12 protein-coding genes are annotated in these 13,997 nt (G+C 45.5%); 11 read left to right on the forward strand and 1 reads right to left on the reverse strand.

What is annotated here, in order from left to right; genetic code table 11:
- Nucleotides 1-5 precede the first annotated feature (5 nt).
- Complete coding sequence (gene selB / locus AR334_RS08880; protein ID WP_082692882.1) at nt 6-1,892, forward strand: selenocysteine-specific translation elongation factor; 1,887 nt, start codon at nt 6-8, stop codon at nt 1,890-1,892.
- A gap of 48 nt (nt 1,893-1,940) precedes the next feature.
- Here selB and AR334_RS08885 read toward each other — a convergent pair whose 3' ends face one another.
- The gene (locus AR334_RS08885; RefSeq protein WP_066308357.1) at nt 1,941-3,542 is read right to left on the reverse strand and encodes a TerD family protein; all 1,602 of its coding nucleotides are present in this window, start codon (nt 3,540-3,542) and stop codon (nt 1,941-1,943) included.
- A 226-nt stretch (nt 3,543-3,768) separates the two neighbouring features.
- Between AR334_RS08885 and AR334_RS08890 the strand changes: the two genes are divergently transcribed.
- The 10 genes from AR334_RS08890 to AR334_RS08935 all read left to right on the forward strand — a co-directional run bounded on the left by AR334_RS08890 (nt 3,769) and on the right by AR334_RS08935 (nt 13,983).
- Complete coding sequence (locus AR334_RS08890; RefSeq protein WP_066308361.1) at nt 3,769-4,593, forward strand: M55 family metallopeptidase; 825 nt, start codon at nt 3,769-3,771, stop codon at nt 4,591-4,593.
- Between the two features lie 13 nt (nt 4,594-4,606).
- Entirely contained in the window at nt 4,607-5,539 is a 933-nt protein-coding gene (locus AR334_RS08895) for an ABC transporter permease (RefSeq protein WP_066308367.1), read from the forward strand.
- Nucleotides 5,540-6,493 carry an ABC transporter permease gene (locus AR334_RS08900; protein ID WP_066308369.1) on the forward strand — a complete coding sequence of 318 codons (954 nt, stop codon included), beginning with the start codon at nt 5,540-5,542 and terminating at the stop codon, nt 6,491-6,493.
- A 6-nt stretch (nt 6,494-6,499) separates the two neighbouring features.
- Complete coding sequence (locus AR334_RS08905) at nt 6,500-7,498, forward strand: ABC transporter ATP-binding protein (protein ID WP_066308371.1); 999 nt, start codon at nt 6,500-6,502, stop codon at nt 7,496-7,498.
- Nucleotides 7,499-7,528: 30 nt separating this feature from the next.
- Nucleotides 7,529-9,160 carry a peptide ABC transporter substrate-binding protein gene (locus AR334_RS08910; protein ID WP_066308374.1) on the forward strand — a complete coding sequence of 544 codons (1,632 nt, stop codon included), beginning with the start codon at nt 7,529-7,531 and terminating at the stop codon, nt 9,158-9,160.
- An 83-nt stretch (nt 9,161-9,243) separates the two neighbouring features.
- Nucleotides 9,244-10,167 carry an LD-carboxypeptidase gene (locus tag AR334_RS08915; protein WP_066308377.1) on the forward strand — a complete coding sequence of 308 codons (924 nt, stop codon included), beginning with the start codon at nt 9,244-9,246 and terminating at the stop codon, nt 10,165-10,167.
- A 15-nt stretch (nt 10,168-10,182) separates the two neighbouring features.
- The gene (locus tag AR334_RS08920; protein WP_066308387.1) at nt 10,183-11,274 is read left to right on the forward strand and encodes a mandelate racemase/muconate lactonizing enzyme family protein; all 1,092 of its coding nucleotides are present in this window, start codon (nt 10,183-10,185) and stop codon (nt 11,272-11,274) included.
- Nucleotides 11,261-12,190 (forward strand): C40 family peptidase, encoded by a 930-nt coding sequence (locus AR334_RS08925; RefSeq protein WP_066308390.1) that lies wholly within the window; start codon nt 11,261-11,263, stop codon nt 12,188-12,190. The genes AR334_RS08920 and AR334_RS08925 overlap by 14 nt, the downstream gene beginning before the upstream one ends.
- 2 nt (nt 12,191-12,192) lie before the next feature.
- Nucleotides 12,193-13,206: an ABC transporter ATP-binding protein gene (locus AR334_RS08930; protein WP_066308393.1), complete on the forward strand. Its 1,014-nt coding sequence runs from the start codon at nt 12,193-12,195 to the stop codon at nt 13,204-13,206.
- A gap of 3 nt (nt 13,207-13,209) precedes the next feature.
- Nucleotides 13,210-13,983, forward strand: coding sequence for a serine hydrolase (locus AR334_RS08935; protein ID WP_066308395.1), 774 nt, complete (start codon nt 13,210-13,212; stop codon nt 13,981-13,983).
- Nucleotides 13,984-13,997 lie beyond the last annotated feature (14 nt).

Consider the following 13,997-nt stretch of genomic DNA (forward strand, 5'->3'; position numbering starts at 1 on the left):
CAAGCTTGGAAAAAAGATATTTTACAATTGGAATGGCCGGTCATATCGACCACGGGAAAACCTCGCTTACAAAAGCATTAACCAATATCGATACCGACCGTTTAAAAGAAGAAAAGGAACGGCAGATTTCGATTGAACTCGGATTTGCTCCTTTATATGAAGATGATGAAATCCAAATTTCCGTTATTGATGTTCCTGGACACGAGCGGTTTATTCGCCAGATGATTGCCGGTGTCGCCGGAATTGACCTAGTGGTGCTCGTGGTTGCTGCTGATGAGGGAGTAATGCCGCAGACCAGGGAACACTTGGATATTTTAAAATTTCTGGGAGTCAAAAATGGGATTGTCGCCATTACCAAAATAGACCGGGTTGACGAAGATTTTATTGAATTGGTGAAGGATGATATTTTGGGAGAGCTAACCGGAACGGTGTTCGAGGAAGCGCCATTTGTCCTCGTAGACAGCCTTTCCAAAAAAGGCATCGACGAAATAAAGGAGCTTATTATAAAAAAACTGAAGGAACAAGAGATGCGCGATGCCAAAGGGGCATTCCGGCTGCCAATCGACCAGGTGTTTACTGTGAAAGGGCAGGGAACCGTGGTTCGTGGTACCGTTTATGAAGGTACCGTGGAAGAAGGACAGGCATTAAAAATCATGCCGAGGGGGCTGGAAGTTCGGGCCCGTCAAATTCAGGTCCACCACAAGCAATCGAAAATAGCGTATGCGGGCCAGCGGGCGGCGATCAACCTTTCGGGAGTTTCCAAGGAGGACCTCGAACGCGGTGATGTCCTCGTTTCTTCCGAACATTTTATTGTGTCCAAAGTCATCGACGTTGCGATCACAGTTGTAGAAGAACTCGAGCATTTAATCAAGCAGCGTATGCCAATCAAATTACATATCGGGACAGCCGAGGTCATGGGGCGCATCGTTTTCTTTGACCGCAACGAAGTGAAAGAGGAGATTGGGGAAATTCTTTGTCAGCTGAGGCTTGAAGAGGAAATTCTGACAAAACGGGGCGACCGCTTCATTTTGCGCCGGCCAAGCCCAACCGAAACCATTGGTGGCGGCTGGGTTATTGATCCAAGAGGCAATAAATACCGCTTTGGCGACGAAACCATTGGCGAATTAGAAAAGAAAAAAGTCGGTTCGCCAAAGGAACGGATCACGGCGGCATTGCTCGAGGCAAAAAGTCTGCCTTTGACGGAATTAATCAAACGGACTGCGCTTGATGATGAAACCCTTGCAGAACACCTTGAAAACGAGGATGATTTTGTTTTATACAATGGTAGAGAATATACCCTGAAACAATTAATTGACGCGATTGAGGAAGATATCTATGACCGTCTACGGGATTTCCATAACCAACATTCGATGAAATCGGGCGTCAATAAAGCCGAACTGATTCAGACCATGCAAAAGAGATTTCCAAAGGCACTGCTTGAGTTTGTGGTCGAAAACGGCATAACAAACGAAGTCTTTCAGCGAAAAGGACAGTTTGTCTCGTTGGCGACATTTATGCCGCATGTACCGAAAAGCTGGGCAAAGCGGACAGAAAATCTGCTAGAGGAAATGAAGAAGGATGGCTTAAAGGTTCGCTACTTGAAAGACTATTTCTCTGCGGCCGGTATCCCTGCTAATCTTGAACATGATCTTCGGCGGTTTTTGGAAGACCAGGGGTTCATCATGATGCTGGATGAACAGTATGCCTATCATGGAGAAGTCTTTAACGGAGCAGTAGAGAAACTTCGCAGTAGGACTGGTGCCGAATTTGAGGTTGGCGATGCGAAGGAGATTCTCGACCTTTCGCGTAAATACATGATTCCTTTCCTTGAAAGATTGGACGCCAACGGCTTTACAAAACGTGTGGAAAACAAGCGTGTCTGGAAAGGCTAACACAAAAAGCCTCTATCCCAATACCTAATGGGATAGAGGCTTTTTCCATTATGATAAAAACTCTGCCGGATTCAACCCGAGCTCACGGCAAATGTCAGCAACAGTTTGTTTTTCATAATTGTCAAAGTTGCCGTCTGCATAGCCGATGGCGATGCAATATCTTGCAACAAGGCGGGCGATTTCCGGTTTAGTTCTGATTCTTCCCAGCGCCCGGTATGCTTCTGCTGTCCCAAGCATCCGATCCATTTCAATTCGCGACACAAAGTAATTGAATCTCTGAATTACCTTATTGGTATCGAATACCCGCAACTCATCACTTTGATGGACGAATTCAAGCAGTTTTTGCCGTTCGGATGCATCCAGATAGCCGTCAGCCATCGCCACCAGGGCGCAGCCTGCTACGACAGCATCAAGGACATCCTGGCTCTTGTAACGAGAAAATAGCTCCTGGGCCCGCCGTTTTTGATTGTTGGCCCACTCGGCATAATCGGTTTGGGAAGGTGACCAACTGCTGCCACAGTTGTTGCAGGTAAGTTTTAATTGGTTTTGACCGATAAATCCGCCAAGCAAGCCAATTGGGCCGAGTATTAATCCGCCAACGGCAGCTTTGCCTAAGCCAAACCCTTTTTTGCCGGTCCTGACATTAGTAGAATGACAGCGTGGACATATTATATCGTCACCACCATAAGTTTGCCTGGAGCCTGCTGCAGGTGAATACGTCTGTGATGGATAGCCATAAGCTGGCTGCCGGTTGGATGATTCGGGCTCAAGATGAATCGGCTGCTGGTTAAAAGTCTGATTGGCCTGGCTTTGACGATAGGGGTCATAATTGGTTTGACTTTGTCTGTATGGGTCATAATTTTGCTGATTTTGATGGTTCTGATTAAATCCTGTTTGATTCTGCCGGTTAAAATCAAAATTCCCCTGGTTGTGGCTGCTCGGATGAAACTGGCCCTGATTCTGTCCCGCCGGAATATAGTTCCCCTGACTTTGCTGAACAGGACTGGTTTGATTTGCCCCATAACCGGGTTGTTGATACGAATTAGGCTGCTGAGTCTGCGGACTAGGTGCAGGATCATCAACGGTTACGCCAAAGTTCTGGCATAACGCGGCAAGTCCGCCTTGAAAGCCGCTGGCAATCGCATTAAATTTCCACTCTCCGTTATGGCGGTATAGTTCCGCTGCTACAATGGCCGTTTCAATCGTAAAATCCCGGCCCAAATTAAACCGTAGCAGTTCTTCATTATTTTGTTCATTAAAAATACGAACATAGGAATCGGAAATTTGTCCAAAATTTTGCCGCTTTACTTGGGCATCGTGAATCGTGATTGTAAAGGCAATCTTATGGATATGGGCGGGAACGGTTTTTAAATCAATTCGAATTTGCTCATCATCCCGGACGCCAGACCCGACTCGATTATCGCCACTGTAGACAATGGAGCCGTTTCCGCCTGTAGGATTGTTATAAAAAACAAAATCCAGATCCGATTGAACTTTCCCGTTTTGCCCCAATAAAAATGCCGACGCATCCAAATCAAAGTTGGCGCCGACCTGGTTGATTGTCCAGCCCAGCCCGACCACGACATTCTGCAGCCCTGGATGGGACTTTGTCAAATCTACCTTTTGCCCTTTACTAAGTGTTACTCCCACACACCCTCACTCCTATCATTTTCTACTTCCTATTATAAACCGATTTTGAGGAAATTTTTAATAAGATTCATTAGCTTAGTTCTACGGATAAAATGTAGGAAAGTTTCACTACTATGAAAAAATTAGTAAAAAATATTTCGAGAATTTTAAGAACAGTTTGAATAAAGGGTAAAACTATTCTATAATAGTTAGAAAATAGAAATCTAGTAAAAGAAAGGGGAAGCCAATGAAGTTATATGTTTCCGTTGACATGGAAGGAATCACCGGGCTGGTGGACCACACCCATGTCGATTCTGACAAGCACAATTATGAGCGCAGCCGAATAATTATGACAGACGAGGCTAATCACGTCATCACCTCCGCCTTTGAATATGGCGCAAAGGAGGTAGTGGTCAATGACAGTCACTCCAAAATGAATAATTTATTAATTGAAAGACTGCATCCCGAAACGCAGTTGATTACTGGCGATGTTAAACCATTTTCAATGGTACAAGGTTTGGATGGAACCTTTGATGGTGCCATTTTTACTGGATATCACGCAAGGGCCGCGCAAAAAGGCGTCATGACGCATTCGATGATTTTTGGAGTCCGGAATATGTACATAAACGACGTGGCTGTAGGGGAACTAGGGTTCAATGCCTATGTTGCCGGATATTACGATGTACCAGTGATTATGGTTGCCGGAGATGACGGTGCATCCCTCGAAGCACAGCAGCTTATTCCGAACATCACAACCGCTGTGGTCAAGGAAGCGATTTCCCGTTCCGCTGCCAAATCATTGACACCAGCCAAAGCAGGGCAGCTTCTAAGAGAAAAAACAGCCTTGGCGATTCAAAATAGCGACAAAGTGAAACCGCTAACACCGCCGGACAGGCCGCTCTTAGGAATTGAATTTACCAACTATGGCGAGGCCGAGTGGGCAAATTTAATGCCCGGTACCGAAATTGTTCCCGGAACAACAATCGTCCGCTTTCAAGCAAAGGATATTTTGGAGGCATACCAAGCGATGCTGGTTATGACCGAATTAGCGATGAGGACAACATTCTGTTAGGACGTGGTGATACGTGAATACATATTTTATTAAACGTTTTGTTGCCATGATTATTACATTATGGCTGATCGTCACCGGGACCTTCTTTTTGATGCACTCGGTACCGGGGTCTCCGTTTAACGAGGAACGGACAACTAACGCAGCGATTCAAAAAAACCTTGAATCCTACTATCAGCTTGATAAGCCGTTATTGGTACAATACGGAAATTACCTGAAGGCATTGGTCCAGTTCGATTTGGGACCTTCCATTAAAAAGTCATCACAAACAGTAAACGACATGCTCGGAAGGGGGTTTCCGGTTTCGTTTGAGCTCGGACTATATACATTGCTTCTAGCCATCGTTTCCGGAATTACGCTTGGTGTATTTGCTGCATTGCGACATAACGGGCTGATTGATTATTTGGCGATGAGTATTGCGGTTCTCGGCATATCGGTTCCAAACTTTGTTATGGCAACATTGTTAATCCAACAACTGGCCGTAAACATTCCCATTTTTCCGGTCGCGACTTGGTCTAGTCCCATGCATATGGTATTGCCAATCTTAGCCTTGGCAACTGGTCCGATGGCGATTATTGCCCGCTTGACCCGGACAAGCATGCTCGAAGTATTAACGCAAGATTATATTCGAACGGCTAAAGCTAAAGGTTTGTCACCAGTGAAAATTGTTTTCAAACACGCGCTCCGAAATGCGCTGCTTCCAGTTGTAACCGTTCTTGGCTCCCTTGCAGCCAGTATTTTGACCGGGACATTTGTTATTGAAAAAATCTTCGCCATCCCGGGTATGGGAAAATATTTCGTTGATAGCATCAATAACCGCGATTACCCCGTTATCATGGGGACAACCGTTTTCTATAGCGCCATTCTCATTCTTATGCTGTTTTTGGTGGATTTAGCCTATGGAATTTTGGACCCTCGGATTAAACTGCACAAAAAGGAGGCGAAATAAATGGAGCTTCGCAAGCAAGATGTACGAAATATTTCGCCTGATGTTCCTGATGAATGGTTTGTTCCGATACAACAAAACCAGCAGGCGGGGGAAGCCGTTGTCCGGCCAAGCCTTTCTTATTGGAAGGATTCCTGGCATAGGCTGTTGAAAAATAAATTGGCCATGGCAGGACTTATATTTTTGATATTCCTGGCGATTTTTGCCATATTCGGACCCGTCCTCTCACCTCATTCGGTGGAGACGCAAAGGTTGACCGAGCAGAATCTGCCACCATCGGGCAAATACTGGTTTGGAACCGATGATTTAGGACGTGATGTATTTACCCGTACGGCCTATGGTGCCCGGATTTCCTTGTTTGTCGGCTTAATGGCGGCAATGATTGATTTTATTATCGGCGTTGTATATGGCGGGATTGCCGGCTATAAAGGCGGCCGAACTGACAACCTGATGATGCGGTTTGTGGAAATTTTATATGGCCTGCCATATCTTCTTGTCGTCATTCTGGTCATGGTTGTCATCGGCCCAGGGTTAACGACAATTATTCTGGCACTTTCGATAACGGGCTGGATCGGAATGGCGAGGATTGTTCGCGGCCAGGTCCTGCAAATTAAAAACTATGAGTTTGTGCTTGCTTCTAAAACATTTGGAACAAGTGCAGCCCGTATCATTCGAAAAAACTTGCTTCCCAATACGATGGGACCCATTATCGTCCAAATGACATTGACCATCCCATCAGCAATTTTTGCTGAAGCATTCTTAAGCTTCATTGGGTTGGGTATTCAGGCCCCACATGCCAGCTGGGGCGTAATGGCCAATGACGGCTTGTCTACAATTCTATCTGGTTACTGGTGGAGATTATTCTTCCCGACCCTATTTATCTCATTAACTATGTTTGCGTTTAATGTTTTGGGTGACGGGCTCCAGGATGCCTTAGATCCGAAGTTGAGGAGGTAAGACAGCATGGATAAAATACTTCAGGTAAAAAACCTTCACGTATCCTTTTCAACCTATGGAGGGGAAGTCAAAGCCGTCCGCGGAGTCAGCTTTGATCTTCATAAAGGTGAAACACTGGCGATTGTCGGCGAGTCCGGCTGTGGAAAAAGTGTCACCTCGCAAAGCATCATGAGGCTAATTCCAGAGCCGCCCGGCAAAATCCATCAAGGAGAAATCATTTTTAAAGACAGAGATATCATTAAAATGAAGGAACCGGAGCTCCGAAAGATTCGTGGCGCTAACATTTCGATGATTTTTCAGGACCCGATGACAGCCTTAAATCCGACGCTGACGATTGGCGAGCAAATTATGGAAGGAATCATCCAGCATGAGAAGCTGTCAAGAGATCAGGCGAAAAGGGTCGCCGTTGAAATGCTGAATTTGGTTGGCATTCCCAACCCGGAAATTCGCTTAAAGCAATATCCGCACCAGTTCAGCGGCGGGATGCGCCAGCGAATTGTTATCGCGATGGCACTTGTGTGCCGGCCGGATGTCTTAATTGCTGATGAACCGACAACAGCACTTGATGTGACGATTCAAGCACAAATCCTCGAGCTGTTTCGCGATATTCAAAAGAAAACAGGAGTATCCATTATCCTCATTACCCATGATTTAGGCGTAGTGGCCCAGGTGGCTGATCGAATTGCGGTCATGTATGCCGGCCGAATCGTCGAAATCGGGACGAGGCGGGAGATTTTTTATCAGCCGCAGCACCCGTATACAAAAGGACTGCTCCAATCTGTTCCACGGTTGGATGCAGAAAAGGCTGAACTTGTTCCGATTCCCGGAACGCCGCCAGATTTATTTTCCCCTCCGGTTGGCTGCGCTTTTGCGGCGCGATGCCCACATGCCATGGAGGTATGCGACAAGGTTTACCCGTTTAAAACGCAGTTAACCAGTGACCATAACGTTGATTGTTGGCTGCAGGACGAACGGGCCCAAAAATTGGTTTCATCCTTTAAATAACCATAAAAAAATTTGACTAGGGGGAAAAAGATGAAAAAGATTACTGCAATTTTAGCCGCTGTAATGATGTTGTTTGCGCTGGCAGCCTGTACAGCAACCAAGGATGCCGGCAAAGAGCCAAAGGATGAAGGAAAAGGCGGAGAAAAGGAAAAGGTTGAAAAGGTTCTTTACCTAAATAATGGACAAGAACCAACATCGTTTGACCCGCCAATCGGCTTTGATGCCGTATCTTGGAATTCCTTGAACAACCTGATGGAAGGCTTGACCCGCCTTGATGAAAGCCACCAGCCTAAAGCGGCAACAGCTGAAAAGTGGGATGTATCCAGCGATGGTAAAACCTACACGTTCCATATTCGTGATAATGCCAAATGGTCCAATGGTGATGATGTAACTGCAGATGACTTCGTATTTGCCTGGAAGCGTTTGTTGGATCCTAACACCGGTTCTCCGGCAGCATTCCTCGGTTATTTTATTGAAGGTGCTGAAGCTTACAACAACAATGAAGGCTCTGCAGATGATGTTAAGGTTAAAGCCGTGGATAAAAAGACCTTCGAAGTAACATTAATTAGCCCGCAGGCTTATTTCTTAAGTGTTATTTCGAATCCTTGCTTCTTCCCAATCAATGAAAAGGTAGCGAAAGAAAATCCACAGTGGTTTGCAGAAGCTAGCTCATTTGTTGCCAACGGTCCGTTCAAACTTGCTGAATGGAATCATGACAGTGATTTCACGATGGTGAAAAATGATAAATACTGGGATGCGAAAAATGTAAAATTGGATAAGGTTCATTGGGCTATGGTTTCAGATACGAATACGGAATACCAAATGTTCACGACTGGTGACCTAGATACTTCCGACGTTCCTGGAGAACTTGCAGACAAACTGTTTAAAGAAGGAAATGTAAAAGTAGAAGACCAGGCAGGTCAATACTTCTATCGTTTTAACGTGACAATGAAGCCATTCCAAAACGAAAATATTCGTAAAGCATTTGCTTTAGCAGTAGACCAAAAGCAAATGGTTGAACTAGTGACAAAAAATCAGGAAAAACCTGCATATGGCTTTGTTTCCTACGGGTTTAAAGACCCGGCAGGAAATGACTTCCGTAAGCAAAACGGGGATTTAATTAAGACGGATGTAGCTAAAGCGAAAGAATTGCTGAAAAAGGGTATGGAGGAAGAAGGCTATGCGACTCTTCCAGAAGTGACTCTTACTTACAGTACACTGGAGACTCACAAGAAAATTGCTGAAGCTCTGCAGCAAATGTTCAAGGAAAATCTTGGCGTTGATGTGAAGCTTGCCAACATGGAAAGCAGCGTATTCGCATCTGAGCAAAAAGCTTTGAAATTCCAGTTATCACGTAGTTCGTTCCTTGCCGACTACGCGGATCCAATCAACTTCCTGGAAAACTTTATCACTGGCTCGCCAATGAACCGTACTGGATGGAGCAATGCAGAATTTGATCAACTTATCAAGGATGCAAAGCTTGAAAAGGATGAAAAGAAACGTTACGAAATGATGTACAAAGCTGAAAAGATATTATTTGATGCAGCACCAATTATTCCAATTCACTTCTACAACCAGACTTACCTGCAAAATAAAGATGTTACAGGTATCGTTCGCCACCCTGTTGGTTACCTAGAGTTAAAATGGGCTGACAAGAAGTAATAGTTTTTAAAAGGGGTGTTCGATTGTGAACATCCCTTTTGTCCTCATAACATAAAGTTTTAGGTGAAAGGGGGTTCTAATTGATGAATTTAATGAAACCAAATCGGCTGCAACAAGGAGATACGGTTGGAGTGATTGCCCCGGCAAGCCCGGCAATCCAGGAGAATCTCGAGAGGGGTATCCAGTTTTTAAAAGGATTAGGTTTGAAGGTAAAAATCGGGAAAAGTGTTGAAAGAATATACGGTTATTTGGCAGGCTCTGATCAGGAGCGGCTCGATGATTTGCATGACATGTTCGCAGATCCGGAGATAAAAGGCATCATTTGTGCCCGCGGCGGTTACGGAACGGGCAGAATTGCCACTAACATTGATTATGATTTAATCAGGGATAATCCCAAGATTTTCTGGGGCTATAGTGATATTACCTTTTTACATACGGCAATTCGCCAAGAGACAGGATTGGTGACCTTCCATGGTCCAATGCTCGGTTCTGATATCGGGAAGGAAGATATCCATCCATTATCAAAAGAAGGATTCCAGCAGTTATTCTCACCCAAAGTCTTGACCTATACGGAGCAATATTCCCCATTGGAGGTGCTGGTTGATGGAAAGGCAGCCGGCCCGCTAGTTGGAGGCAATTTAACCCTTTTGGTCAGCACCCTTGGGACCAAATTTGAAATGGATACAAAGGGTAAACTGTTGTTTATTGAGGACGTCAATGAGGAGCCTCGGGCTGTTGACCGGATGCTGAATCAGCTTTATATGGCCGGAAAGCTTACTGATGCTGTCGGAATGGTTGTGGGTGATTTCTGTGACTGCATGCCGAAACGGGATTTGTCGTTAATGCTTGATGAAGTCATTGACCATTATGTTAAGTTAACGGGCAAACCGGCAATGAAAGGTTTCCAAATCGGCCACTGCAATCCCCACATCTCGGTTCCATTTGGTGTCAGCGCAACGTTAGACACAAAAGAAAAAAAACTGGTTGTCGAAAGCGGCATTCTATAAAAGGAATGATAAATGATGAAGATCGAAAGAATAGAAACTTTTAGAGCTGCGGTGCCTCTGATAAAACCTTTTAAAACGGCTCTAAGAACCGTGGTAACGGCGGAAACGATCATTGTAAAAGTAACTTGTGACAACGGGATTGTTGGCTGGGGCGAGGCTCCTCCTACCGTAGTGATTACCGGGGACAGCCTGCGAAGCATCGAATCAGCCATACAGGATGTCATCGGACCCTTTTTGGTACATAAAAGTCTATTAAACTTTGAATTGCTTTTTCATGGATTAAAAAGTATCTTAGTAGGCAACTCAAGCGCTAAAGCCGCTGTCGACATGGCCTTGTACGATTGCTTGGCACAAGCTTGCAAACTTCCACTCTACCAATTCCTCGGCGGTCATAAAAATCAATTGGAGACCGACTTTACCGTCAGTGTCAACGGGCCGGAGGAAATGGGTGAGGATGCGGTTTCCTATGTCAAGAAGGGCTTTAATGTCTTGAAGGTAAAGGTCGGCAAGGATGATATCGCCACCGATATCGAGCGGATTCGTGAAATTAGGAACAGGGTCGGTTACGACATTAAAGTTCGTCTCGATGCCAATCAAGGCTGGAACGCCAAGGATGCCATCAGGGCCATCCGTAAAATGGAAGATAGCGGGTTGGAAATAGAACTCGTTGAACAGCCGGTTAAGGCTGACGATATTGACGGATTGAAGCAGGTAACCGACCATGTCGATACTCTGATTATGGCCGACGAAAGCGTGTTTACCCCGAAGCAGGCCTTCCATGTATTACAAACAAGAAGTGCCGATTTGATCAATATCAAGCTGATGAAAGCCGGGGGGATCTATCAGGCACAAATCATCAATCAACTTGCCGAAACATGCGGGGTGGAATGCATGGTTGGCAGCATGATTGAGACGAAACTCGGCATTACTGCGGCTGCCCATTTTGCTGCAAGCAAGCAAAATATTACCCGCTACGATTTCGATGCGCCACTCATGCTGGCGAAGGAAATCGTGGATGGCGGAATTCAATACAACAACAGATTTATTACGATACCAAATGAACCCGGCCTAGGAATCAAGGGGATCAACGCAGATGGGGGGAATTAAGTTGAATAAATGGCTTGTCAATGTACCAGTTGCTACAGTTTGGACGTCTTATGATTCGGCACGGGAAATCGACTTGGATGCTGTCACAAATCCGGTTGATCTCCATGCTTGGCTATCGGCCTTGACCTATGAGACAAGATTGGGTTTATGTGATGATAACCTAGTGCAAACGCAAGTATTATATGGTCAAGAGGTATTGCTCCTAGAGGAGAAGGAGGAGTGGGCCCATATTCTTGTTCCGGAGCAGCCCTCATCCAAAAATGAACATGGCTATCCGGGCTGGGTTCCTAAATGCCAGCTTGTTCCATGTCCAGCAGATTGGGATTTGCATGAAGGTCCAGTCGTTGTCGTGACCAAACCCCGGGCAATTTTAACAAATGAGACGAAATTGGAACTATCGTTTCAAACAATGCTGCCGCTTTCAAGGGAAGAAGATGGGCAGGTTTGGGTTAAAACACCGAATGGGACAGGGGCATTGGACAGGGAACATGTAGTTGTATTCCAATCCTTGGCAGCAAGGTGCAAAGGAACTGGAAACGATATTGTGTCAGCAGGAGAACAATTCCTCGGGCTTCCCTATCTTTGGGGCGGAATGAGCAGCTACGGCTATGATTGCTCCGGGTTTAGTTATTCGATGTGCAAGGCGGGTGGCTATGTGATTCCGCGCGATGCCCATGACCAAGCGGATGCAGGCATCCCTGTCGAACCTTCCGAAATAAAGCCAGGTGATTTACTGTTCTTTGCATATGAAGAGGGGAAAGGGAAGATTCATCATGTCGGGATCTATTACGGCGACGGAAAGCTGATGCATTCGCCAAATACAGGCAAGACAATTGAAATTATCCCACTCGCCGGTACAATCTATGAAAAAGAATTATGTGCAGCTAGACGCTATTGGCTTGAGATGGAGGAATAAACATGAGTAATCAACAAGCGCTTCTACAGGTCAAAAATTTGAAAAAGCATTTCCACTTGGGAAAAAACGAAATTCTGAAGGCGGTAGACGGGGTTTCTTTTCAAATCAATAAGGGAGAAACCTTCGGGATTGTCGGTGAATCCGGCTGCGGCAAATCAACTGCAGGGAGAACCATCATCGGGTTATACGACCGGACCGATGGCGAAGTTATTTTTAAGGGAAAAGATGTCCATTCCTTAAATAGTAAAGAACGGTTTGCTTTTCACCGGCAAATGCAGATGATTTTCCAGGACCCTTATGCGTCATTAAACCCGAGATCGACCGTGGCGGAAATTATCTCCGAACCGATGGAGGTCCATGGGTTATACAAGAATAAGCAGGAACGCATGGGAAGGGTATATCAGCTATTGGAGGATGTCGGGTTGAACAAGGACCATGCCAACCGCTATCCCCATGAATTCAGCGGCGGCCAGCGCCAGCGGATCGGGATTGCCCGTGCATTAGCATTGGATCCGGAATTTATTATTGCCGATGAACCAATCTCTGCATTGGACGTGTCGGTTCAGGCTCAGGTGGTTAATTTGCTGATGCGGCTGCAGCAGGAAAAAGGGTTGACGTATTTGTTTATTGCCCACGATCTTTCCATGGTTAAACAGATTAGCGACAGGATTGGCGTTATGTATTTGGGGCATATGGTGGAGTTGACTTCAAGCGGCGAACTTTATCAAAATCCGCTTCATCCGTATACCCAGGCATTGCTGTCGGCGATTCCGATTCCAGACCCGGATGTCGAAGACCGTCGTGAGAGGATTATTTTAAAAGGGGAACTGCCGAGTCCGATTAATCCGCCAAGCGGCTGTGTATTCAGAACCCGCTGTCCGATGGCGATGGAAGTATGCGGAACGGATAAACCGGCATGGCAGGAATTAACCGGCAACCATTTTGTTGCTTGCCATCTTTATGATAAAAATAAAACCGGCGGCCATGATTATTCTCAGGTCGCTGCGACGAGATAACCAATGAGCGTTCTCAAAGCAAAAATTAGGGAGGAACTTGTTGGTTTCAGGGGCAGAATCGGTTTGGCAATCGAAGCAGGGGACGAGTGTATATATTTTAATAGTGAAGAAGTTTTTCCTTCGGCAAGTGTCATTAAAGTTCCGATTTTACTGGCGGGTCTCAAGCAGGCGGAGGAGGGCTATGTTAATCTGGACCAATTAACCGTCATTACAGAAAGGGTGGGCGGCTCCGGGGTGTTACAGAGCCTGTCCTCGCTTGCGTCTCTGACGATCAAGGACCTCTTGACTTTAATGATTACCGTTTCCGATAATGTGGCAACCAATATGGTAATAGATTTATTGGGAATCGAAGCCATCAATCAGGAGATGGAACGGCTGGGGCTAAAGTCTACCAATCTTAATCGCAAGATGATGGACTTTGCCGCAATACAGCGCGGTTTTGATAATGTTACCTGTCCATCAGATATGGTGAAATGTCTAAAGGCGATTAACGAAGGAGCATTTTTATCAGCGGAAAGTAAAGAGATTGCCTTATCCATCATGCACGCACAGCAATTTCTCGATAAATTGCCGGCAATGATGGACCCTGATAGGGTGTTTATCGCAAATAAAACCGGTGGTCTCCCGAATGTGGAGCATGATTGCGCCATCTTTAAATATAATGGGAAAACTGCTTATGCGGCGGTTTTGACCGACCAACTCACTGACGCATATGAGGCTAAACTGGTGATTAGTAGAATAGGGAAGCATGTTGCCGATTATTTACTACCTGAATAGATTCATACGAAAAG

It is taken from the genome of Bacillus sp. FJAT-29814 (assembly GCF_001510715.1).
In the GTDB taxonomy this organism is placed as follows: domain Bacteria; phylum Bacillota; class Bacilli; order Bacillales; family Cytobacillaceae; genus Neobacillus.